General features: G+C 73.0%; 17 protein-coding genes, 3 pseudogenes and 1 riboswitch. Of the genes and pseudogenes, 15 read left to right on the top strand and 5 right to left on the bottom strand.

Annotated elements, in window-relative coordinates; translation table 11 throughout:
• Positions 1-13: 13 nt before the first annotated feature.
• Positions 14-395, bottom strand: a pseudogene (locus KYY02_RS21395) (transposase); the annotation flags it as partial.
• On the opposite strand from KYY02_RS21395, the gene KYY02_RS21390 reads away from it, so the two are divergent.
• Positions 385-654 (top strand): phosphotransferase-like protein, encoded by a 270-nt coding sequence (locus KYY02_RS21390; RefSeq protein ID WP_371240272.1) that lies wholly within the window; start codon positions 385-387, stop codon positions 652-654. The pseudogene KYY02_RS21395 and the gene KYY02_RS21390 overlap by 11 nt on opposite strands.
• 212 nt (positions 655-866) lie before the next feature.
• On the opposite strand, the pseudogene KYY02_RS21385 reads toward KYY02_RS21390, so the two are convergent.
• Positions 867-1,184 (bottom strand): annotated as a pseudogene (locus KYY02_RS21385) (MMPL family transporter); the annotation flags it as partial.
• Between the two features lie 293 nt (positions 1,185-1,477).
• Here KYY02_RS21385 and rpe point away from each other — a divergent pair.
• From rpe to KYY02_RS21345, 8 genes are all read left to right on the top strand, one after another.
• Complete coding sequence (gene rpe / locus KYY02_RS21380) at positions 1,478-2,164, top strand: ribulose-phosphate 3-epimerase (RefSeq protein WP_371240232.1); 687 nt, start codon at positions 1,478-1,480, stop codon at positions 2,162-2,164.
• A gap of 78 nt (positions 2,165-2,242) precedes the next feature.
• Positions 2,243-3,286: a sugar-binding transcriptional regulator gene (locus tag KYY02_RS21375; RefSeq protein WP_371240230.1), complete on the top strand. Its 1,044-nt coding sequence runs from the start codon at positions 2,243-2,245 to the stop codon at positions 3,284-3,286.
• A 540-nt stretch (positions 3,287-3,826) separates the two neighbouring features.
• A complete protein-coding gene (locus KYY02_RS21370) occupies positions 3,827-5,269 on the top strand; it encodes a GuaB1 family IMP dehydrogenase-related protein (RefSeq protein ID WP_371240270.1) in 1,443 nt (480 codons plus the stop codon).
• Positions 5,270-5,554: 285 nt separating this feature from the next.
• Positions 5,555-7,033: an amino acid permease gene (locus KYY02_RS21365; RefSeq protein WP_371240228.1), complete on the top strand. Its 1,479-nt coding sequence runs from the start codon at positions 5,555-5,557 to the stop codon at positions 7,031-7,033.
• Positions 7,034-7,043: 10 nt separating this feature from the next.
• Positions 7,044-7,496 (top strand): Lrp/AsnC family transcriptional regulator, encoded by a 453-nt coding sequence (locus tag KYY02_RS21360; RefSeq protein ID WP_030867804.1) that lies wholly within the window; start codon positions 7,044-7,046, stop codon positions 7,494-7,496.
• 1,045 nt (positions 7,497-8,541) lie between these two features.
• Positions 8,542-9,732: an MFS transporter gene (locus KYY02_RS21355; protein WP_371240226.1), complete on the top strand. Its 1,191-nt coding sequence runs from the start codon at positions 8,542-8,544 to the stop codon at positions 9,730-9,732.
• A gap of 470 nt (positions 9,733-10,202) precedes the next feature.
• On the top strand, positions 10,203-10,991 hold the full coding sequence (locus KYY02_RS21350) for a carbon-nitrogen hydrolase family protein (RefSeq protein ID WP_371240224.1): 789 nt from the start codon (positions 10,203-10,205) through the stop codon (positions 10,989-10,991).
• 49 nt (positions 10,992-11,040) lie between these two features.
• A complete protein-coding gene (locus KYY02_RS21345) occupies positions 11,041-12,738 on the top strand; it encodes a flavin monoamine oxidase family protein (RefSeq protein WP_371240222.1) in 1,698 nt (565 codons plus the stop codon).
• 45 nt (positions 12,739-12,783) lie between these two features.
• Here KYY02_RS21345 and KYY02_RS21340 read toward each other — a convergent pair whose 3' ends face one another.
• Positions 12,784-13,470 carry a DUF5995 family protein gene (locus KYY02_RS21340; protein WP_371240220.1) on the bottom strand — a complete coding sequence of 229 codons (687 nt, stop codon included), beginning with the start codon at positions 13,468-13,470 and terminating at the stop codon, positions 12,784-12,786.
• A 173-nt stretch (positions 13,471-13,643) separates the two neighbouring features.
• On the opposite strand from KYY02_RS21340, the gene KYY02_RS21335 reads away from it, so the two are divergent.
• The gene (locus tag KYY02_RS21335; protein ID WP_371240268.1) at positions 13,644-14,780 is read left to right on the top strand and encodes a glycoside hydrolase family 6 protein; all 1,137 of its coding nucleotides are present in this window, start codon (positions 13,644-13,646) and stop codon (positions 14,778-14,780) included.
• On the opposite strand, the gene KYY02_RS21330 is transcribed toward KYY02_RS21335, so the two are convergent.
• Positions 14,762-16,165 carry a uracil-xanthine permease family protein gene (locus KYY02_RS21330; RefSeq protein WP_371240218.1) on the bottom strand — a complete coding sequence of 468 codons (1,404 nt, stop codon included), beginning with the start codon at positions 16,163-16,165 and terminating at the stop codon, positions 14,762-14,764. The genes KYY02_RS21335 and KYY02_RS21330 overlap by 19 nt on opposite strands.
• A gap of 189 nt (positions 16,166-16,354) precedes the next feature.
• Here KYY02_RS21330 and KYY02_RS21325 point away from each other — a divergent pair.
• A pseudogene (locus KYY02_RS21325) lies at positions 16,355-16,801 on the top strand (acyl-CoA thioesterase); the annotation flags it as partial.
• Here KYY02_RS21325 and KYY02_RS21320 read toward each other — a convergent pair.
• Positions 16,761-17,966, bottom strand: coding sequence for an MFS transporter (locus KYY02_RS21320; RefSeq protein ID WP_371240216.1), 1,206 nt, complete (start codon positions 17,964-17,966; stop codon positions 16,761-16,763). The pseudogene KYY02_RS21325 and the gene KYY02_RS21320 sit on opposite strands and share 41 nt — an antisense overlap.
• A 132-nt stretch (positions 17,967-18,098) precedes the next feature.
• Between KYY02_RS21320 and KYY02_RS21315 the strand changes: the two genes are divergently transcribed.
• From KYY02_RS21315 to KYY02_RS21300, 4 genes are all read left to right on the top strand, one after another.
• Complete coding sequence (locus KYY02_RS21315; protein ID WP_371240214.1) at positions 18,099-19,301, top strand: ROK family transcriptional regulator; 1,203 nt, start codon at positions 18,099-18,101, stop codon at positions 19,299-19,301.
• A gap of 336 nt (positions 19,302-19,637) precedes the next feature.
• A riboswitch (FMN riboswitch) is annotated at positions 19,638-19,768 on the top strand.
• 145 nt (positions 19,769-19,913) lie between these two features.
• Positions 19,914-20,528: a riboflavin synthase gene (locus KYY02_RS21310; RefSeq protein ID WP_371240212.1), complete on the top strand. Its 615-nt coding sequence runs from the start codon at positions 19,914-19,916 to the stop codon at positions 20,526-20,528.
• Positions 20,525-21,166, top strand: a complete 642-nt coding sequence (locus tag KYY02_RS21305; RefSeq protein ID WP_371240210.1) for a nicotinamide mononucleotide transporter family protein — start codon at positions 20,525-20,527, stop codon at positions 21,164-21,166. The genes KYY02_RS21310 and KYY02_RS21305 overlap by 4 nt, the downstream gene beginning before the upstream one ends.
• Complete coding sequence (locus KYY02_RS21300; protein WP_371240208.1) at positions 21,163-22,452, top strand: bifunctional 3,4-dihydroxy-2-butanone-4-phosphate synthase/GTP cyclohydrolase II; 1,290 nt, start codon at positions 21,163-21,165, stop codon at positions 22,450-22,452. The genes KYY02_RS21305 and KYY02_RS21300 overlap by 4 nt, the downstream gene beginning before the upstream one ends.
• The last annotated feature ends 2 nt before the right edge of the window (positions 22,453-22,454 follow it).

Genomic DNA, 22,454 nt, shown 5'->3' with positions numbered 1-22,454 from the left:
CCAGGGACACGAGTTCGTAGCGGGGGCTGAGCCGCCGGTAGCCGGACAGCCACGACATGGTGCGCTCGATGACCCAGCGGCGTCGCCCTAATCGCTCGCTGGACTCGATGCCCTTGCGGCGATGCGCACTCCGATGCGCTCTCCGCGCAGCCATCTACGCAGATCAGCGCGGTCATACGCTTTGTCCGTGTGCAGGCGCTGGGGCTTGAAGTAACGGCCGGGGTGAGGGGCGTGTCTCGTTTAGTGACCCTCCACCATCGGCTTCGGCCCCTCGCTGTCGTGGGTGTTGCCGGCGGAGACGCCGACGAGGAGGGGCAGGCCGTTCGCGTCCGACAGGACGTGCATCATGGAACCCGGCCTGCCCGGTCCACGGGGCTCGGACCTGTGCGTTTGCCACGTGTCCACTGCCCGTTGGACGAAGCTTGCCCGCTGCGAGCTGGCCCGGGGCGACCGCTCCCGGGCCTCGCGGCGCATCGATACGACTTGGTTCACGGCCACGGTGACTACGACCTGGAGTGCGACACCAGCGCGGCAAGCCCACGTGAATGCGCGCAGCGGATCAAGGAGTTTCTCCCGCACCGCCCCAGCCCCACCGCCTTCGCCCGCCTCCGCCGACGCCACCTGACTGGCGCCCGGGAACCGCTGACGGCGTGAGGCACGCCGACTCGGCCGTTGGTTCGCTCGTGGCCGGCACCTGAGCCCCGGGGCTGATTCTTACGACCAAGAGCCTGTTCATGAAGATCCACATCTAGGCTGGAGTACTAACCACTGAAGAAGGCGCCTCAGTGGCCAAGATCGTGAGACGAACTACTCATGGCCACTACTGAGACGCGACTGATCAGTGCAGGTAGGCGAGGTGCGATTGGTCAGCGGATTCGAGAACCTACATCGGGCTCCCTCACCTCGCCGCCGCGCTCACGGGCCGGCCGGCGGGGCCGCCACACCTTCGGGCCCACGTCCAGGAACAAGGACGTGACCAGCGCCGACCGCACGACGAAGGTGTCGATGAGCACGCCCGGGGCGACCGTGAAGCCGATCCCGGCGAACGCGGCCGTGGGCGGCGTGCCGAGGGCCGCGAAGGCGTCGGCGAGGACCGGGCCCGCCGAGGTGCCGCCCGGTCCCGTGACGTTCGCGGCGAGGCCCCGCTGCCCCGCCGGCGTCGTCCCGGATCGAGCCGACCGCTGGGCCGATCCGCCTCCGGCCCCGGGTGTCCATCGTGACCGGCACGAGGACCTGGGCGGGCCGGGGGACCGAGCACCGGCCACTTGGGACGCCGGCCGCGGACCAGCCGCGCGCCACCACGGCCAGCGCTTGCGGCCGCCTCCGCCGCAGCGCGGGAAGGGGGAGCGGGACGGCGACATCCGCGGCTTCGCCGTGCGGGCCGCGGCCCGCTGCGGACGGCCCGCGGCGTGTGCACAACCGTCGCCCGCACGGGACCGGTGCGGGCGACCCCCGGCGGGCATGGCAGTCTTGGGACATGGCCCCGCAGATCAGTCCCAGCATCCTGTCCGCCGACTTCGCCCGCCTCGCCGACGAGGCGAAGGCGGTGGCCGGCGCCGACTGGCTCCACGTCGACGTCATGGACAACCATTTCGTCCCGAACCTCACGCTCGGCGTGCCGGTCGTGGAGTCGCTCGCCCGTGCCACGGACACTCCGCTGGACTGCCATCTGATGATCGAGGCCCCCGATCGGTGGGCGCCCCAGTACGTGGAGGCGGGGGCCGGTTCGGTCACCTTCCACGTCGAAGCGGCCACCGCGCCCGTGCGGCTCGCCCGGGAGATCCGCGCCAAGGGGGCCCGTGCCTCCATGGCGCTGAGGCCGGCGACCCCCGTCGAGCCGTACGAAGACCTGCTCCCCGAACTCGACATGCTGCTGATCATGACGGTCGAGCCGGGATTCGGGGGCCAGGCCTTCCTCGACATCATGCTTCCGAAGATCCGCCGCACTCGCGAGTTGATCGACAGGCACGGTCTCGAGCTCTGGCTCCAGGTCGACGGCGGCGTCTCGGCGTCCACCATCGAGCGGTGCGCCGACGCCGGCGCCGATGTCTTCGTCGCGGGTTCCGCCGTGTACGGGGCGGCGGACCCGGCCGAGGCGGTGCGTGCGCTGCGCGACCAGGCGGAGGCCGCGACGGCCAAGGCGTCGTGGGCGTGCGACCACTGAGCGTCAGGAACGTGAACGGCGCCCGGCAGGGCTGATCGACCGCGCCGGATCTGCAAGGATGAACGGCGAATCCAGAGTGTGAGCAGCAGTGAGGAGATCGCCGTGTCGGGTATGTCGGCGGGCCGGTCAGCCATGCGGATGGGCCCCGCTGAGCTGGTGCAGGCGGCGGCCATGGCCCGCCGCTTCTACCTCGAGGGAAAATCCAAGATCCAGATCGCCGAGGAGTTCGGCGTCAGCCGCTTCAAGGTGGCCCGGGTCCTGGAGACCGCCCTCGAACGGGATCTCGTACGGATCGAGATCCGCGTGCCGGCCGAGCTGGACGCCGAGCGCTCCGACGCGCTCCGCGCCCGGTACGGCCTGAGGCACGCCGTCGTGGTCGAGTCCCCGGCCGAGGCCGAGGAGACGCCCGACCCCGAGAACCTGGGAGAGGTGGCCGCCGACCTGCTCGGCGAGCTGGTCGACGAGGGGGACGTGCTGGGCCTGGCCTGGGGCCGCTCCACCATCCACATGGCGGCGGCCCTGGACCGGCTGCCGCCCTGCACGGTCGTGCAGCTGACGGGTGTGTACGACGCCGGGACCGCCGAGCGCGGCTCGGTGGAGGCCGTGCGGCGCGCCGCGCAGGTGGCGGGCGGCGACGCCCACCCCATCTACGCGCCGATGCTGCTGCCGGACGCGGCCACCGCTGAGGCGCTGCGCCACCAGACCGGCATCGCGCGGGCCTTCGAGTACTTCGACAAGGTCACCGTCGCCTGCGTCTCCATCGGCTCCTGGGAGCCGGGCATCTCCACGGTGCACGACATGCTCAGCGACGAGGAACGGGCGCACTACGCCTCCCTCGGCGTCGCCGCGGAGATGTCCGCGCACCTCTTCGACACGGAGGGGCGCCGGGTCGGCCGGGACCTGGGGGAGCGGTGCATCACGGTCAAGACCGACCAGCTGCGCCGGGTTCCCGAGGTCGTGGCGATCGCGGGCGGCCAGCGCAAGGGGCCCGCGATCGACGCCGTGCTGCGCTCGGGCCTCGTCACCAGCCTGGTGACGGACACGTCGGCCGCGGACTACCTGATGACGGCGGGAACCACCCCGAGGTCCGCCCTGAACCGCACGGACCCGGACGGCCCCTGACGGCGAGGGAGGGCCAGGCGGGCGGCATCGGCCGCGCGGCGCCGGGACGGGACCTGCCCCCGCGTCCCGTCGTCCGCCCGCCCCTCCTGCCGCCTTGGTGCGGACACGGCCGCCGCCACGCGTGCACGCGGAGACCGCCGGCTCGCCCGGCCGCGGCGCCGTCACCGGACGGGACGGCGGGTCCCGCCGTCCCGAGGACCACGACGCCCCGTTCACGACGGCGCCGGGACGCCGTACGACCCGACGGACCGGCTCGTGGTCGCGCCGGTCCTCCGCGGGGTCACCGACGAGGCGGGCCCGGCGGAGCGCTGCGTCCGCGCCCGGTCCCCTCGTCGGCCTCCTCCCGGCCGCACCGTCCGGCCCGACGCCCTCGTCCACCGCGGCCCCGGCTCCTGGAGGATCCTCCGGGCAGGGCTCTGACCAGGCTGGACGATCCGCCCGGGGCCGGCGCTCCCATCGACATGGGACAATGAAGTACGTGCTCTTCCCCCTGGCTGACCTGTCCGGGGGCCACCTCTGATCGACTGGGATGTGCAGCACGTGCGTTTCCTCAACGACATCCAGCCCGCGTACGACCTGACGTACGACGACGTCTTCATGGTGCCGAACCGCTCCGCGGTCGGCTCGCGTCAGGACGTGGACCTCAGCTCCCCGGACGGCACGGGCACCACCATTCCGCTCGTCGTCGCCAACATGACCGCCATCGCCGGCCGCCGCATGGCCGAGACCGTGGCCCGTCGCGGGGGACTCGTCATCATCCCGCAGGACATCCCGATCGAGGTCGTCACCGAGGTCGTCTCCTGGGTGAAGGGCCGTCACCACGTCCTGGACACCCCGATCGTGCTGGCCCCGCACCAGACGGTCGCCGACGCGCTCGCCCTGCTGCCCAAGCGCGCGCACAACGCGGGCGTCGTCGTCGACGACGGACACCGGCCGGTCGGCGTGGTCACCGACACCGACCTGTCCGGAGTGGACCGCTTCACCCGGCTCGAGGAGGTCATGTCCAAGGACCTGATCCTCATCGACGCGGACATGGACCCGCGCGAGGCCTTCAACACCCTCGACGCCGCCAACCGCCGCTACGCGCCCGCCGTGGACGGGGACGGCCGTCTGGCGGGCATCCTGACCCGCAAGGGCGCCCTGCGCGCCACCCTGTACACCCCGGCCACCGACGCACGGGGCCGGCTCCGCATAGCCGCCGCCGTCGGCATCAACGGCGACGTGGCGGGCAAGGCCCGGCAGCTGCTGGACGCCGGTGTCGACACGCTCGTCATCGACACCGCGCACGGGCACCAGGAGTCGATGATCAGTGCGCTGAAGCTGGTCCGCGACCTCGACCCGCAGGTGCCGATCGTCGCCGGCAACGTCGTCGCCGCCGAGGGCGTCCGTGACCTGATCGAGGCCGGCGCCGACATCGTCAAGGTCGGCGTGGGACCCGGCGCCATGTGCACCACCCGCATGATGACCGGCGTCGGCCGGCCGCAGTTCTCCGCCGTCCTGGAGTGCGCCGCCGAGGCGAGGAAGTACGGCAAGCACGTGTGGGCCGACGGCGGTGTCCGGCACCCGCGCGACGTGGCGATGGCGCTCGCCGCCGGCGCGTCCAACGTGATGATCGGCTCCTGGTTCGCCGGGACCCACGAGTCCCCGGGCGACCTCCAGCACGACGCGAACGGCCGCCCCTACAAGGAATCCTTCGGCATGGCCTCCGCGCGTGCCGTGCGCAACCGCACCTCGGAGGAGTCGGCGTACGACCGGGCCCGCAAGGCGCTGTTCGAGGAGGGCATCTCCACCTCCCGCATGTTCCTCGACCCGGCCTGCCCCGGCGTCGAGGACCTGATCGACTCGATCGTCGCGGGCGTCCGCTCCTCCTGCACCTACGCCGGGGCCGGATCGCTCGAGGAGTTCGCAGAGAAGGCCGTCGTCGGCATCCAGAGCGCCGCCGGCTACGCCGAGGGCAAGCCGCTGCACGCCAGCTGGAACTGACCTCTCCTCGCTCCCGCCCGGCCCCCGCCGATCCCGCCCCGGGACCGGCGGGGGCCGGTGCGCAACGGTCGAAAGCCCCCGCGCAACGAACACCCGCCTCTCTGCCGGTAACGCAATGATCTTGCGGGGATGCGCAAGGTTGCTGCATTTCAGGAGCAACGGAGAACCTCGTAGGGTTACGCGCTGTACGTAGTGCGGCGAGGACCCCGCTCGACGGGTCCCGGCTGTCGCGGGACGTCGTCGGTCCCTGCCGCGGAAGATCGGCAGCGACGAAGGAGTCAGCGCGTGCTCGACCAAGGCGCACCCCCGCACAACGGCAGTCCCGCCGCCCCGCCCTCCCCGGGCCTCGGCGCACGTCTGATGCGCCGCAAGCCGGTGGAACGCCTGGTCGCGGAGGGTGGCCAGGGTGAGGGCGGCTCCCTGCGGCGGTCCCTCGGGCTGTGGCAGCTGACCATGATCAGCATCGGCGCCACCCTCGGCACCGGCATCTTCGTCGTCCTCGGCGAGGCCGTCCCCAAGGCCGGTCCGGCCGTCACGCTGTCCTTCGTCATCGCCGGTCTGACGGCTCTCTTCTCCGCCCTCTCCTACGCCGAGCTGGCGGGTGCCATCCCGGTCTCCGGTTCCTCCTACTCGTATGCGTACGCAACGATGGGCGAGCTGGTCGCCTGGGTCTGCGGCTGGTGCCTGATGCTGGAGTACGGAGTCTCGGTCGCCGCTGTCGCCGTCGGCTGGGGCGAGTACCTGAACGAGCTGCTCGACGGCACCATCGGCGTCACCATCCCGGCCGCGCTGTCCGCCCCGCCCGGCGACGGCGGCGTCTTCAACCTGCCCGCGCTGATCGTCGTCCTGCTCGCCATGGCGTTCCTGATGGGCGGCGCCCGCGAGTCGGCCCGCGCCAACACGGTCATGGTCGTCGTGAAGATCGGCGCGCTGGTGCTGTTCTGCGCCATCGGCGCCCAGGGCTTCAGTTCCGGCAACTACGAGAACTTCATGCCGCTCGGCATGGCCGGCGTCAGCGCCGCCGGGGCGACGCTGTTCTTCTCGTACATCGGCTTCGACGCCGCCTCCACCGCCGGGGAGGAGGCGAGGAACGCCCAGCGCGACCTGCCCCGCGCGATCCTGCTGTCGCTCGCCGTCATCACCGCGCTGTACGTCCTGGTCGCCGCCGTCGCCGTGGGCGCCAAGCCCTGGCGGCACTTCACCGACTCCGAGGCCGCGCTCGCCCAGATCATGCGCGAGGTCACCGGCCAGAGCTTCTGGGGCACCCTGCTGGCGTTCTGTGCCGTCATCGCCATCGCGAGCGTCGTCCTGACCGTGCTCTACGGCCAGACCCGCATCCTGTTCGCCATGGCCCGGGACGGACTCGTGCCCAAGGTGTTCGCCAAGGTCAGCCCGAAGACCGGCACGCCCCGCACCAACACCCTGATCGTCTCCCTCTTCTGCGGCGTGCTGGCCGCCGCCGTCCCGCTCGGCCAGCTCGCCGACGCCACCAGCATCGGCACCCTGTTCGCCTTCGCGCTGGTCAACGTCGCCGTCGTGGTGCTGCGCCGGACCCGCCCCGACATGCCCCGCACCTTCCGGGTGCCGCTGTCGCCGGTGCTGCCCGTCGTCGGCCTCGCGTTCTGCCTGTGGATGATGGGCAGCCTGTCCGCCGTCACCTGGGTGGTCTTCGGTGCCTGGATGGCCGCCGGGCTCGTGTTCTACTTCCTGTACGGCCACCGCCGTTCCCGGCTCGCCGTCCCCGCCGCACCAGAAGCGAAGTGAACCACCCGCAGTGCTGAACGATCTCGACGAACGCATCGTGCACGCCCTCGCCGAGGACGCCCGCCGCTCATACGCGGACATCGGCCAGCTCGTCGGCCTGTCCGCGCCCGCCGTGAAACGGCGCGTGGACCGGCTGCGCGCCACCGGGGCCATCACCGGGTTCACCGTACGGGTGGACCCGGCCGCCCTCGGCTGGGAGACGGAGGGGTTCGTCGAGATCTACTGCCGGAGCAACACCTCCCCGGAGACCATCCAGCGGGGCCTGGAGCGCTACCAGGAGGTCGTGGCCGCCTCCACCGTCACCGGTGACGCGGACGCGGTCGCCCAGGTCTTCGCCTCCGACATGCGCCACTTCGAACGGGTCCTGGAACGCATCGCGGGCGAGCCGTTCGTCGAGCGGACCAAGTCCGTGCTGGTGCTGTCCCCGCTGCTGCGGCGGTTCTCGTCGGGATCGCCCGCGTAGGCAGGCCCGTTCCGGCGTACGCCGGCCCCATGCGGAGTCGGGATGATTCCGGGCCTGCGCGGACCGTCTCACCGGCTGATCCGCGCTTCCCCGTGCTCGTCGACTCCACCGGCAGGCGCGCGCGGGTGCTCCGACGCACCGGATACGCCGTGGCCGGACCGGCGGCCGCGTACCTGGCGGTGCCGGCACCGAGCCGCACGGGGGCGACCCCGTGCGCACCGGGCGTCCTGCTGCCGGTCCGTATCGGAGGGGGAACGGATGACGGCCCCGACCGCCCGGCGGTGTGCTCGACCCGGGGCGGAGCGACTTCGGCGACGCCGGCACGGCGGGGCCCGGGCTCCTTGCCGGTTCCCCGCTCCCGTCGCCTCGCGGTCCGCTCGTCCCCGGTGGACCGGTGCCCCTGGTCCCGGCCGAACCGGATTCTTCCGCGACGGGCGTTCCTCAGGAGCCCGTCGCCCCCGCCCCGGCGACCCGTCCGCACCCGGCCCCGGCACCGGAAGCGAACCCGCCCCCGAGCCGCCCCCGGGCGATCCGCCCGCGGGGACGGGCCCGGCTGCCCCGCAGTCCCCGCCGGTCACGCCCCGGTCCACCCCGCCCCCGGTCCGTCCGAGCCGCCGCAGGCACCGTCCGACGCCCCGGTCCAGGCCCGGAGCCACCGCTTCACCACGATCGCCGGCCTCGTCGGCACCGGCGGTCCCACCAGCCCCGTCGACACGGGAACCCGGTGGAAGGGCCGGGTGTCCGTGGCCGCGGTGACCGTGTCGGGCACGGCGGTGTCGGTCGTGGGCTCACCGCGGTCGACGGGTACCGGCTGCCCTGGCAACGCCTCGAGCGCGACGGCGGCGTCGTGCTGCCGCCCCGGCTCCCCGCCCGGGAACGGCGGGCACCGGCCGGGGAAAACGCAGGGCGGGACCCCTCACGGCCGCTCTAGCATGGGGGTCATGACCTGGCGACATTGATCCACCGGCCGCGCCTCCCGAGGGCCGCCTCCGGCGCCGTTCGTCCTCCACGTCCGGTGTCCGAACCGCCCCCACGGGAAGGCCTCATGACTCTCACGCCCACGCGTGCCACCGACGTCCGCGTGCGACGGCTGACGACCACGCTGTACGGCTACGCGTTCCTCGAAGACTTCATCCTGCTCTACCCGGTGTACGCCCTGCTGTTCAGCGACGCCGGTCTGTCCGTCGGGCAGATCTCCTCCCTGTTCGCCCTGTGGTCGGTGACCGGTGTGCTGCTGGAGGTTCCCTCCGGCGCCTGGGCCGACGCCGTGTCCCGCCGGCTGCTGCTGTGGCTCGGCCCGCTGCTCACCGCCGCCGGCTTCGCCCTGTGGGTGCTCCTTCCGTCGTACGGCGCCTTCGCCCTCGGCTTCGTGCTGTGGGGTGCCGGCGGCGCGCTCGGCTCCGGTGCGCTCGAGGCCCTCGTCTACGACGAACTGGAACGGCTCGACGCGGCCGACCGCTACGCCCGGGTCATGGGCCGGGCCCGCGCGGCCGGACTGGTCGCCGTGATGGCGGCGATGGGACTGGCCGGCCCCGTGCTCGCCGGGGGCGGCCACGCCGCCGTCGGGGCCGCCAGCGTGCTGGTGTGCCTGCTGGCGGCGGCCACGGCGCTCCGGTTCCCCGAGCACCGCTCGCCGAAGACCGGGCACGAGAGCTGGACGGCGACCCTGCGCGCCGGACTCGCCGGGGCCCGCGCCGGCCGGTCCGTACGCGGGGCGCTGCTGCTCGTCCCGGCCGTCGGTGCGGTATGGGGCGCCCTCGACGAGTACACGCCCCTGCTGGTGCGGGAGACCGGGGTCGCCGACGGGACCGTCCCCTACCTGCTCCTGCTGATCTGGGCCGGCGCCACCGCCGGAAGCCTGCTGGCCGGTGAGGGCGAGCGGCTCGGCACGGCCGGTCTCGCCACGCTGCTGGCCGGCGCCGGTCTCGCCCTGGCCGTCGGCGCGGCCGAGGGCACCCCCTGGGGGCTGGGTCTCGTCGCCCTCGCCTTCGGTGGCTTCCAGGCGGCGACGGTGCTGGCCGACGCCCGTCTCCAGCGGCGCATCGAGGACACCGGCCGGGCCACCCTCACCTCGGTGGCGGGCCTGGGCACGGAACTGGCGACGGTCGCGGTCTACGGCGGCTACGCGCTGATCGCCTCGGGCGGCGCCCACAGCACCGCCTTCGCGGTGCTCGCGGTGCCGTACCTGGCGACGGCGGTCCTGCTGTTCGCCGGGGCCGCCAGGGCACGACCGTGAGCGAGGGCTCGCCGCGGCGCCCACGACCGGTGGGCGGGTCGGGGCCGCGTCGGGGGTGCCCGTCCTCGGACCGGCGCGCATCACGTCTCCCGGCGGGGCCGGGGGCACGGACGCGCCGGTCACTGCGGGCCGCCGCCCCCGCCCCCGGCCCCTCCGCGGCCGCCTGCCGCCGTGCCCGGGGGCAGGCGTGCCCCCCGCAGGGCCCGAAGGCAGGGGCCACTCCGCGGGCGTCGGGCCGCGCGAACACTCCCCGGCCCGCACCCGCGCAGGGCATCCCGTAGGCCGCCGGGCCGACCGGGTTCGCCGCGCGGCGCACGGGAACGGGCGCCGCGCAACGAATCGCCGCCGCCCCCGCCCCGGACGCAACGAACCGCTCACCGACCGCAACGGCTCCGCCTTGTCCGCCCGAGCCGGCCGACCGTACCTTCTATCTGGCCCCCCGAACCCTCGCGTACCGATGAGGAACACGCATGCGCACCGCCCTGCTCCAGAGCTCCGGACGGCCCGGATCCGTCGCCGAGAACCTCAAGGTCCTCGACGAGGCGGCCGGCCGTGCCGCCGCCGCGGGCGCCGGGCTGCTCGTCACCTCGGAGCTGTTCCTCACGGGGTACGCGATCGGCGACGCCGTCGGCAGGCTCGCCGAGCCCGCCGACGGCGACGCGGCCGACGCGATCGCGGAGAGCGCCACCCGGTACGGCCTGGCGATCGCCTACGGCTACCCCGAGCGGGACGGCGGGCGCGTCTTCAACTCCGTGCAGCTGATCTCCGCCGACGGCACCCGCCTCGCGAACCACCGCAAGACCCACCTCTTCGGCTGCTTCGAACGCGACCACTTCACCCCGGGCGAGCGGCCCGTCGCCCAGGCCGAGCTGAACGGCCTCACCGTCGGCCTGATGATCTGCTACGAGGTCGAGTTCCCGGAGAACGTGCGCGCCCACGCCCTCGCCGGCACCGACCTCCTGCTGGTGCCGACCGCGCAGATGCACCCGTTCCAGTTCGTCGCCGAGCACATGGTGCCGGTGCGGGCCTTCGAGAACCAGATGTACGTGGCGTACGTCAACCGGGTCGGCCGCGAGGGCGAGTTCGAGTTCGTCGGGCTGTCCACGCTCGCCGGACCCGACGGGGTGACCCGCACCCGCGCCGGCCGTCAGGAGGAACTGGTCCTCGCCGACACCGACCCGGTGTTCCTCGCCGCCTCCCGCGAGGCGAACCCGTATCTGGCCGACCGCCGCCCCGGCCTCTACGGGTCCCTCGTCTGAACACCCGCGCCCCCGCATCCGTTTCACCCGTGCAAGGAGTCCGTACCCCATGACGTCCACCGTGCCCAACGCGATCGAGCACGCCGACGAGCAGCAGCCGCCGATCACCATGTTCGGCCCGGACTTCCCGTACGCGTACGACGACTTCCTCGCCCACCCGGCGGGCCTCGGGCAGGTGCCGGCGACCGAGCACGGCACCGAGGTCGCGGTGATCGGCGGCGGCCTGTCCGGAATCGTCGCCGCGTACGAGCTGATGAAGATGGGCCTCAAGCCCGTCGTCTACGAGGCCGACAGGATCGGCGGCCGGCTGCGGACCGTCGGCTTCGAAGGGTGCGACCCCTCGCTGACCGCCGAGATGGGCGCGATGCGCTTCCCGCCGTCCTCCACGGCCCTGCAGCACTACATCGACCTGGTGGGCCTCGAGACCCGTCCCTTCCCCAACCCCCTCGCCGAGGCGACGCCGTCCACCGTCGTCGACCTGAAGGGCGAGTCGCACTACGCCGAGACCCTCGACGACCTGCCCCAGGTCTACCGGGACGTGGCCGAAGCCTGGGCCAGGTGCCTCGAGGAGGGCGCCGACTTCTCCGACATGAACCGGGCCCTGCGCGAGCGCGACGTCCCGCGCATCCGCGAGATCTGGGCGAAGCTGGTGGAGAAGCTCGACAACCAGACCTTCTACGGCTTCCTCTGCGACTCCGAGGCCTTCAAGTCCTTCCGTCACCGCGAGATCTTCGGTCAGGTCGGCTTCGGCACCGGAGGCTGGGACACCGACTTCCCCAACTCCATCCTGGAGATCCTCCGCGTCGTCTACACCGAGGCCGACGACCACCACCGCGGCATCGTCGGCGGCTCCCAGCAGCTGCCCCTGCGCCTGTGGGAGCGCGAACCGGAGAAGATCGTCCACTGGCCGTACGGCACCTCGCTGAAGTCCCTGCACCCGGACGGCGAGCCCCGCCCGGCGGTCACACGGCTCAACCGCACCGCGGGCAACCGCATCACGGTGACGGACGCCGGCGGCGACATCCGTACGTACCGGGCGGCGATCTTCACCGCCCAGTCCTGGATGCTGCTCTCCAAGATCGCCTGCGACGACTCGCTCTTCCCGATCGACCACTGGACCGCCATCGAGCGCACCCACTACATGGAGAGCTCCAAGCTCTTCGTGCCCGTGGACCGGCCGTTCTGGCTCGACAAGGACGAGGAGACGGGCCGGGACGTCATGTCGATGACGCTCACCGACCGGATGACCCGCGGGACGTACCTCCTGGACGACGGTCCCGACAAGCCCGCCGTCATCTGCCTCTCCTACACCTGGTGCGACGACAGCCTGAAGTGGCTGCCGCTGTCCGCGAACGAGCGGATGGAGGTCATGCTGAAGTCGCTCGGCGAGATCTACCCCAAGGTCGACATCCGGAAGCACGTCATCGGCAACCCGGTGACCGTCTCCTGGGAGAACGAGCCCTACTTCATGGGCGCGTTCAAGGCCAACCTGCCCGGCCACTACCGCTACCAGCGCCGCCTGTTCACCCACTTCATGCAGGAGGCGCTGCCGGAGGACAAGCGGGGTGTCTTCCTCGCCGGCGACGACATCTCCTGGACGGCCGGCTGGGCGGAGGGCGCAGTCCAGACCGCGCTGAACGCGGTCTGGGGCGTCATGCACCACTTCGGAGGCGAGACCGACCCGGCCAACCCGGGCCCCGGAGACCTCTACGACGAGATCGCCCCGGTCGAACTCCCCGAGGACTGAGCCCGCCGGGCACGGCCCGTCACGGGCCGTGCCGCCCGCTCCGGATCAGTCCGGCAGCGGGGTGAGCAGCATGCGGCCTGCGAACCCCACCGCCGTGTCCAGGCGTTCGGTGAACTCCCCGGCGACGTCCGGCAGTCCGCGCAGCGCCCACAGGGCGCGGGCCGCCGTCCAGGCCGCGTCCCGGGCGCGTTCCAGGCTCCACGCGGCCAGCAGATGGGTCAGTGGGTCGGCGATCCGCAGCAGCTCGGGGTCCGGGACCAGCTCCTCGCGGATCCGGTCCTCCAGCGAGAGGAGGAGATCGCCCACCTGGTCGAACTCGTCCTCCAGTTCGAGGGGTTCGCAGGCGAGCGTACGACAGGTGTCGACGACGGCGAGCGCGAGATCGTGGCCGATGTGCGCGTTGATGCCCGCGAGCGCGAACTGCAGCGGACGTACGCCGGGGTGCCGGCGGAACTGGAACAGCGGACGCCAGCAGGCCGGTGGCCGCCGCTCCCGCGACACCGCGTCCACCGCCGCCAGATAGCGCTCCGCGAACCGCACGTCCAGCGTGATCGCCGCCCGCGCGTCCGGGAACCGGCCGGCGTCGATCCGCCGGTCCACGGCCTCCGTGACGGTGAGGTAGACACGGTTGAACACCGCGACCCCGTCCCGAGCGGGCAGGGCCGCGTCGAGGGCGCGCATACGGGAGACGACCCCGTCCACGGCGGTGAGGACTTGTTCGCATCGCACCATGAGCGCAGAGTCGCACCTCTAGGGTGGCTCCAGTGGCGACGGGCCCGACGCTTCCCCGGAACGGGGGAACGCGCCCGTCGTGGGGGAGGGGGAACAGCACTGTGTCAGGCTCGCGTGCCCAGCGCCTGTCCGTGCGAAGGGCCGAGCGCCGGCGTGCCGCCCGGCGCGGCGCGATGGTCGCGGCGGCCTCCGTGGTGGTCGCGGTCGGCACCGCCGCCGGGTTGATGTCGGCGGTCGGCGACGGAGGCGGCGCGGACGGGGCCCGCCCCGCGGTGACCTCCTCGCCCCGCCTGGAACCACTGCCCGCCGTGCCCTCGTCCTCGTCCTCGCTCTGGTCCTCGCCGTCGGCGACGAAGTCCGCCTCTCCCACGGCCGGTCCGAAGGAGAAGACGAGTCCGAAGGCGTCCGCGTCCGGGGACGGGACGGAGCGGCGGGCCGCCCCCGTGTCCACCCGTCTCTACCGCCATCCCGACTCCCGGGTCCTGGACTGGGTGCGGGCCCACCCCGACGATCCGCGCCGTGCGGTCATCGAGTCCCGGATAGCCGGCCGGCCGGCGGCCGTGTGGTTCGCGGACCACTCCCCGGACACGATCACCTCCCGGGTGCGTGCGGTGGCGTCGGGCGGTGCGGCGCAGGGCCGGGTGCCCGTGCTCGTGCCGTACACGATCCCCGACCGCGACTGCGGTGGGCACTCCCAGGGCGGGGCGCCCGATCTGGCCGCCTACGACGCCTGGATCGACCGGTTCGCCGCCGGGCTGGGCGACGGCGAGGTCATCGTGATCCTGGAGCCCGACGCGATCGCCCAGTCCGAGTGCCTCTCCGCCGGGCAGCGCGCCGCCCGCTTCGCCTCACTGGCCCGCGCCGGCCGGGTGCTGAAGGAGGCCGGTCCCCGAGCACGGGTCTACTACGACGCCGGGCACTCCGGCTGGAGGACCCCGGCCGAGCAGGCCGCCCTGCTGCGGCAGGCCGGGGCCGCCTCGGCCGCCTCCTCCGACGGCGTCTTCAGCAACGTCTCCAACTTCCACGCGACCGCCGACGAGATCGCCTACGACCGTGCCGTGCTCGACGCCCTCGGCGGTCCGTCGAGCCTCGGCGCGGTGATCGACACCAGCCGCAACGGCAACGGCGCCCCGCCGGACGGCGCATGGTGTGACCCGGCCGGCCGCAAGCTGGGCCGGCCCCCGACGCTGAGCACCGGGGAGGCCGGCATCGACGCCTACCTGTGGGTGAAGCTGCCGGGGGAGTCCGACGGCTGCACGGGGGCGCCGGGCACCTTCACCCCGTCGTACGCCTACGACTTGGCGCGCTGATCGCCCTCGGTGCCGTCGGTGTCGTAGGAGGACGTGCCCTCGTCGAGCAGTGGCTCCTGTGTCTTGAGGTGGGCGGGCGCGAAGGCGCGCAGCGCGTGGTAGCCGGTGATGACGACCAGCGTGCCGAGCGCGATGCCGCTGAGCGAGAAGGTGTCGGTGAACTCCATCGAGACGTTGCCGACGCCGATGACGATGCCCGCCGCGGCCGGCACCAGGTTCAGCGGATTGCGCAGGTCCACCTTGGCGTTGATCCAGATCTGCGCGCCGAGCAGGCCGATCATGCCGTACAGGATGACGGTGATCCCGCCGAGCACACCGCCCGGGACGGCGGCCACGACCGCGCCGAACTTCGGGCACAGGCCGAACAGCAGGGCGAAGCCGGCGGCGGCCCAGTAGGCGGCGGTCGAGTAGACGCGGGTCGCGGCCATCACGCCGATGTTCTCGGAGTAGGTGGTGTTGGGCGGGCCGCCGACCGCGGTGGACAGCATGGAGCCGACACCGTCGGCGGAGATGGCCGTGCCGAGCCTGTCGTCGAGGTTGTCGCCGGTCATCTCGCCGACCGCCTTGACGTGCCCGGCGTTCTCGGCGATGAGCGCGATGACCACCGGCAGGGCGACCAGGATCGCCGACCACTCGAAGGACGGGCCGTGCAGGGTCGGCAGACCGATCCAGTCGGCCCGGCCCACTCCGGACAGGTCCAGACGCCAGTGGTCGGTGACCTGGCCGCTCGCGTCCGCCGAGTGGATCCTGCCGAAGATCCGGTCGAGCGCCCAGGACAGGACGTAGCCGAAGACCAGCCCGAGGAAGATCGCGATCCGGGACCAGAAACCGCGCAGGCAGACCACGGCCAGACCGGTGAACAGCATCACGAACAGCGCGGTCCACTGGTCCTGCGGCCAGTAGGTGGAGGCGGTCACCGGCGCCAGGTTGAAGCCGATCAGCATCACCACCGCTCCGGTGACGACCGGCGGCATCGCGGCGTGGATGACCCGCGCCCCGAAGCGCCGTACCGCGAGGCCCACCAGGAACAGCGCCGCCCCGACCACGAACACCGCGCCGGTCACGGTGGCGCTGGAGCCGCCCTGGGCCCGGATGACCGCGGCGACGCCGACGAAGGAGAGCGAGCAGCCGAGGTAACTCGGCACCCGGCCGCGCGTGGCGAGCAGGAAGACGACGGTCGCGACACCCGACATCATGATCGCCAGGTTGGGGTCCAGGCCCATGAGCACCGGGGCGACGAAGGACGCCCCGAACATCGCCACGACGTGCTGGGCGCCCAGACCCGCCGTGCGCGGCCAGGAGAGCCGTTCGTCGGGGCGGACCACCGCGCCGGGGGCCGGGGTGCGTCCGTCGCCGTGCAGTGTCCAGCGGACGCCGAGATCCATGGGATGTCGCTTTCGTCGTACGTGCAGCGTGTCCGGACCATTGTGCGGGCTGGGCAGCGGTGCTTCGTACAGGTGGGCGGGTGCGGCCGACCCGGCTGAGCGCCCGCTCAGGACGGGGGTGTGCCGCTGTTCGGCGGAGGCGGCACTCGTTCCGTACGTCCCGGAAGCCTCACCCGTGACCGACGACACCCCGACCGCCCCGCCCCGTCGTACGGCCGGCCGGTACCCGCGACCGTCCACCTCGACGACCTCGACGCGCTGGGGCCGCCGCACCACGCCGGTTGTCCGCCGCCCGTCGAGCGGGCGTGGACCGGGCTGTGGCAGGAGCGGCGTCCGCTTCGACGGCGACGGGGCGGCGGCCGGCGACGCCGGCCACCGCCTGCGACGCGGTCCGGGAACTGCGCATCGGCTACGAGGCCCCGGTGGCCCGCGCAGGTGCGTACGCGGTCCACCTGCGGCCGGAGCGGCGCGGCCGGACTCCCGTACGGTTTCCGCGTCTGCTCGGCGAACGGGGCGGTGACCCACGCGCGGGGCAGCCGGGTGCCGGTGCGGCTGGACGCCGCGACCCTGCGCCCGGCGTCCTGGAGCGAGGCGTTCAGGGACGGGGCTCGGAAACTGCCGCGTCCGCACGCGTGACCTTCGTACGGTCCCCCGCGCGCAGCACGCCCGCGAAGCCCGCGATGCCGCACGACAGCACCGTCACCAGCACGAACGACACCATCAGGCTGGTCGCCTGCGCCAGCAGGCCGATAGCGCTCGGGGCGATCAGCCCCGAGGTGTAGGTGATGGTCGCGACGCCCGCGATGGCCAGGCTCGGGTTGGAGCCGCTGCGGCCGGCGGCGGCGAAGCACAGCGGCACGACCACCGCGATGCCGAGCCCCATCAGCGCGAACCCGCCCATCGCCGCCGCGGGATGCTCGGCGAGCACGATCAGCAGCCCGCCCAGCAGGGCGACGGCACCGCTCGCGCGGACCGTGCGCACGGCGCCGTAGCGGTCCACCACGCGGTCCCCGGCGATCCGGGCGATCGCCATGGTGAGCGTGAAACCGGTGGTGCAGGCCGCCGCGAGGCCGGCCGAGGTCCCCAGCTGGTCGCGCAGGTAGACCGCCGACCAGTCCAGGCTCGCGCCCTCCGCGAACACCGCACAGAAACCGATCGCGCCGATGAGCAGCGCGGAGCGGGGCGGCAGCGCGAACCGCGGCGGCGGCTCCTCGTCCTCGGCGGGCTGCAGATCGAGCACCCAGGCGCAGGCGGTCACGCCTGCCACCGTCAAGGCGGCGGCCGCGAGCGCGTGGTGCAGCCGGGCGTCCGTGCCCAGGTGGGCGGCGAGCGTGCCGGCCGCCGAGCCGACCAGGGCACCGGCGCTCCACATGCCGTGCAGCCCCGACATGATCGACTTGTCGAGGCGGTTCTCCACCTCCACGCCCAGCGCGTTCATCGCCACGTCGGACATGCCGGCCGTGGCGCCGTAGACGAACAGGGCCAGACAGAGGGTCAGCAGGTTCGGGGCGGCCGACGGCAGGACCAGCGCGAGCGTCCACAGCGCGATCAGACCGCGCAGCGCCGTGCGCGCGCCGAAGCGGTGGCTGACGCTCCCCGCGAGCGGCATCGCGACGGACGCCCCGAGCGCGGGGAAGGCGAGCGCGAGGCCCAACTGCCCGGCGCTCACCCCGGCGTGGTCCTGGATCCAGGGGACGCGGGTGGCGAACGAGCCGGTGACGGCGCCGTGCACGGCGAACACGGCGGCCACGGCGTACCGCGCCCGCCTCACATCGCGCTGTCGATGGACCACTGCGCTCATCGTCCCGCCCCTCCCGGCCTTCGGTTCCCGTACGCGCCGCCGTAAACTATCAGGTACCTTGCCTGAAAGATATGGGGCACCCGGAGGCGGAGCGTGCGCCGATCGGCCCCGCCGATCTGGGAGGATCCCGGCATGGCCGCATCCCCGAGCACCGCCAGAGCCATCAACGACCGGCTCGCCCTGCGCCTGCTCCAGCAGGAAGGCCCACTGACCGCAGGGCAGTTGAAGCAGCTGACCGGGCTGTCCCGGCCGACCGTCGCCGACCTCGTCGAGCGGCTCACCGCCGCCGGGTTCATCGCGGTGGCCGGCGAGGCGGGGGAGCAGCGGCGCGGCCCCAACGCCAAGCTGTACGGCATCGTCGCGGACCGGGCGCACCTGGCCGCGCTGGACGTCCGCACCGAGGGTGTCACCGTGGTCGTGTCGGACCTCGTCGGCGGCGTACTGGCCGAGGCCGCCCTGCCCATCGCCGGGGACGAGGGGACCGGACCGGCGGTCGAGCGGGCGGTCGCGCTGGTCGAGCGGACGGTGAGGGAGGCGGGCGCCGACCGGCTGCACACCGTCGGGATCGGCGCACCCGGGCTGATCGACCCCGCGAGCGGCGAGCTGCGCGACTCCACGGGCCTGCCCGAGTGGCACCGGTGCCTGGTCGCCGCGCTCCAGGAACGGTTCCCCGAGGCCGGGGTCAGCGTGGAGAACGAGACCAACCTCGCCGCGCTGGCCGAGCAGCGCGACGGAGCGGCCCGCGACCGGGACACCTTCGTCCTGCTGTGGCTGGGGCACGGCACCGGCGCCGCCGTGGTCCTCGACGGCGCCCTGCGCAGGGGTGCCTCCGGCGGTACGGGCGAGATCGGCTTCCTCCCGGTCCCGGGCACGAGTGGTCTGCCGTCGGCCACCGACTGCGCGGGCGGCTTCCACTCCCTGGTGGGGGCGACGGCGATCGCCCGGCTGGCGGAGGAGCACGGCGTCGTGGCGGAGCCGGGTACCGATCCGCCGGCGGCGGGCGCGGTACGGGCCGCGGTACGGACGGCCGTCACGACGGCCGGCCCCGCCTCCCCGGAGGCGCGCTTCCTCGACGACCTGGCCGACCGGATCGCCGTGGGTGTCGCCTCGGTGGTCGCGCTGCTCGACCCCGGCCACGTGGTCCTGGGCGGCGAGATCGGCCAGGCCGGCGGCGAGGGGCTCGCCGCGCGGGTGCGGGACCGCCTGGCCGCCATGTCACCCCTGCCCGCCGACGTACGGCCCAGCGCCCTGGGCGGCGGCGCGGTGCTCCGCGGAGCCCTCCTGACCGCCCGCGACCAGGCCCAGGACGAACTGTTCGGCGCGCCCGAGCGCTGACCTCGGCACACCTCGCGTCCGGGCCGGCCGTCGGGCGCGTCCGCGTGCGGTGAGGCCCGGCGGCGGGCAAGGGCCGTCGTCACCGCCGCCGGGCCGGTCCTGCGAGGGGCGGCCGGCTCCCCGGTCCCGCCGTGGAAGGTGGTTCGGACCCTAAGAGGACTAGACCACTTCGTCAATAGGTGTGGACCAATCCGGCAACAGTCGAGGGGCGCGGCGGAGGGGGAGTCGCCCTCGTGCGACCCTCGACGGCCTCCGTGCCGCTCCCTGTGAGCCACCCCACACTCCCCGCCCGCATGGAGGGCGGCCGGGCGTGGCAGACTGGCTCTGTATCAGTAGCAGCGCACTCCGGGGTCGGTGAAAGTCCGAACCGGCGGTTACAGTCCGCGACCCGGTCGCCTCCAGCGGCCGGTTGACCAGGTGGAATTCCTGGACCGACGGTTAAAGTCCGGATGGGAGGCAGTGCGCGGCGGGCGGGCATCCATGCGCGCCGCCGTACCGGTTCGCCGTCGAGGCGTTCCCTGTCCGGCGTCGCTCCTGACGTCCTCGCCCGTATCTTCTGTCGTCATCGGCAGCCCCGGAGTCCGTGCCCGAAGAGGCAGGAGGACCCGGGAAGTGTTCACCGGAATCGTCGAAGAGCTGGGCGAGATCACCGCCGTCGAGACCCTCGACGACGCCTGTCGCTTCCGGCTGCGCGGCCCCGTCGTCACCGAAGGCGCGCAGCACGGCGACTCCATCGCCGTCAACGGTGTCTGCCTCACGGTCGTCGAGCACGAGGGCGACGAGTTCACCGCCGACGTCATGGCGGAGACCCTGAAGCGCTCCAGCCTCGGCGTCCTCGCCGTCGGCTCCCGCGTCAACCTCGAACGCCCCACGGCCGTCGGCTCCCGTCTCGGCGGCCACATCGTGCAGGGGCACGTCGATGGCACCGGCGAGATCCTCGGACGCGAACCGTCGGAGAACTGGGAGATCGTGAGGATCTCCCTTCCCGCCGGCCTCTCCCGCTACGTCGTGGAGAAGGGCTCCATCACCGTCGACGGCATCAGCCTCACCGTCGTCGACGCCGGGCCCGACTTCTTCACCGTCAGCCTGATCCCCACGACGCTCGCCCTGACCACGCTCGGCATCAAGCAGCCCGGCGACCCGGTCAACCTCGAGGTGGACGTCATCGCCAAGTACGTCGAGCGGATGCTCGGCGACCGCGCCACCGGTGAGGGGGTGTCCCGGTGAACTGGCTCAACTCCGAGGCCTTCACCCTCTTCGACCAGCACATCATGTGGTCGGACATGATCGGCAACGTGGTCGGTCTGATCGCCCTCGCCCTGGGCTGGCGCCGCTCCATCTGGACCTGGCCCGCCCAGTTCGTCTCCGGCCTGATCCTCTTCACGGCCTTCGCCGCCGCCCACCTCTCGGGCAGCGCCGGCAAACAGGTCGTCGTCATGCTGGTCGCCTCCTGGGGCTTCTGGCAGTGGAACCGCGGCCGGCGGCAGGCACAGGACGGGTCCGTCGCCGTACGGTTCGCCACCAATCCCGAACGGCTCCTCCTCGTGGGCGCCGCGGCAGTCGGGACCCTCGCCGTCGGCGGACTGTTCACCCTCTACCCGTCCCTGTCCTGGGACCCCTGGCCGGACGCCTACATCTTCGTCGGCACGATCGTCGCCATGTACGCGCAGGCCCGCGGCATGGTCGAGTTCTGGTTCGCCTGGCTGCTCGTCGACCTCGTCGGCGTTCCCCTGAACTTCGCCAACGGCTTCGCCTTCTCCGGCTTCGTCTACGTCATCTACGGCGCACTGGTCCTCTGGGGCCTGCGCGACTGGTGGCTGCGCTCCCGTGACGCGCGGCCCGCCCTGGAAGGAGCGCCAGCATGAGCGCGACACCCGTTCTGTACCGCACCGACGGTTTCGAGGACCTCACGCTCGACCCGGTGGAGCAGGCCGTCGCCGACATCGCGGCCGGCCGGCCGGTCGTGGTCGTCGACGACGAGGACCGTGAGAACGAGGGCGACCTCGTGATCGCCGCCGAGAAGGCCACCCCCGAGATCGTCGCCTTCATGATGAGCGAGTGCCGCGGTCTGATCTGCGCCCCCATGGAGGGCGACGAACTGGACCGGCTGCGCCTCCCGCAGATGGTGGACGACAACACCGAGTCGATGAAGACCGCGTTCACCGTCTCCGTCGACGCCGGTGCCGCCCACGGGGTGAGCACCGGCGTCTCCGCCGCCGACCGCGCCACCACGCTCCGGCTGCTGGCGAGCGGCACCGCCGAACCGGCCGACCTCGTCCGCCCCGGCCACGTCTTCCCGCTGCGCGCCCGGCCCGGCGGCGTCCTCGTGCGCAACGGCCACACCGAGGCCGCCGTCGACCTCGCCCGCCTCGCCGGCCTGCGCCCGGCCGGCGCCATCGTCGAGATCGCAGGCGAGGACGGCACCATGCTCCGGCTGCCCGAACTGATCCCGTTCGCCCGCAAGCACGGTCTGACGATCATCTCCATCGAGGACCTGATCGCCTACCGCCGCTCCGCCGAACCCACCGTCCGCCGTGAGGCCGAGGTCCGTCTGCCCACCTCCCACGGCACCTTCACCGCGTACGGCTACCGCTCCACCGTCGACGGAGTCGAACACGTCGCCCTCGTCCACGGCGACATCGGCGACGGCGAGGACATCCTCGTCCGTCTCCACTCCGAATGCCTCACCGGCGACGTCTTCGGCTCCCGGCGCTGCGACTGCGGTCCCCAGCTCGACGCCTCCCTGGACCGCATCCAGGCCGAGGGCCGGGGCGTGGTCGTCTACCTGCGCGGCCACGAGGGGCGCGGCATCGGCCTGATGTCCAAGCTGCGCGCCTACGAACTCCAGGAGCGCGGCCGGGACACCCTCGACGCCAACCTCGAACTCGGCCTGCCCGCCGACGCCCGCGACTACGGCGCCGGCGCACAGATCCTCGCCGACCTCGGCGTGCGCGGCGTCCGCCTGATGACCAACAACCCCGACAAGTCCGACGCGCTCGCCCGCCACGGCATCGAGGTGACCGGACGCGAACCGATGCCCGTCACCGCGAGCGAGCACAACCTCCGCTACCTGCGCACCAAGCGGGACCGGATGGGCCACGACCTGCCCTGGCTGGACACGCCGACCGTGCCCGCCTGCGGCAACCAGTAAGA

It is taken from the genome of Streptomyces pimonensis, assembly GCF_041380215.1.
GTDB classification, from domain to species: Bacteria; Actinomycetota; Actinomycetes; order Streptomycetales; family Streptomycetaceae; genus Streptomyces; species Streptomyces pimonensis.
Note: the sequence above shows the minus strand (reverse complement) of the source record. Positions and strands in the feature narration are given on the sequence as shown.

Coding starts and splice junctions, on each gene's coding strand:
- rpe (WP_371240232.1), top strand. CDS start 1,478: ATGGCCCCGCAGATCAGTCCCAGCATCCTGTCCGCCGACTTCGCCCGC.
- KYY02_RS21355 (WP_371240226.1), top strand. CDS start 8,542: ATGACTCTCACGCCCACGCGTGCCACCGACGTCCGCGTGCGACGGCTG.
- KYY02_RS21350 (WP_371240224.1), top strand. CDS start 10,203: ATGCGCACCGCCCTGCTCCAGAGCTCCGGACGGCCCGGATCCGTCGCC.
- KYY02_RS21345 (WP_371240222.1), top strand. CDS start 11,041: ATGACGTCCACCGTGCCCAACGCGATCGAGCACGCCGACGAGCAGCAG.
- KYY02_RS21340 (WP_371240220.1), bottom strand. CDS start 13,470: ATGGTGCGATGCGAACAAGTCCTCACCGCCGTGGACGGGGTCGTCTCC.
- KYY02_RS21335 (WP_371240268.1), top strand. CDS start 13,644: ATGGTCGCGGCGGCCTCCGTGGTGGTCGCGGTCGGCACCGCCGCCGGG.
- KYY02_RS21330 (WP_371240218.1), bottom strand. CDS start 16,165: ATGGATCTCGGCGTCCGCTGGACACTGCACGGCGACGGACGCACCCCG.
- KYY02_RS21320 (WP_371240216.1), bottom strand. CDS start 17,966: ATGAGCGCAGTGGTCCATCGACAGCGCGATGTGAGGCGGGCGCGGTAC.
- KYY02_RS21315 (WP_371240214.1), top strand. CDS start 18,099: ATGGCCGCATCCCCGAGCACCGCCAGAGCCATCAACGACCGGCTCGCC.
- KYY02_RS21300 (WP_371240208.1), top strand. CDS start 21,163: ATGAGCGCGACACCCGTTCTGTACCGCACCGACGGTTTCGAGGACCTC.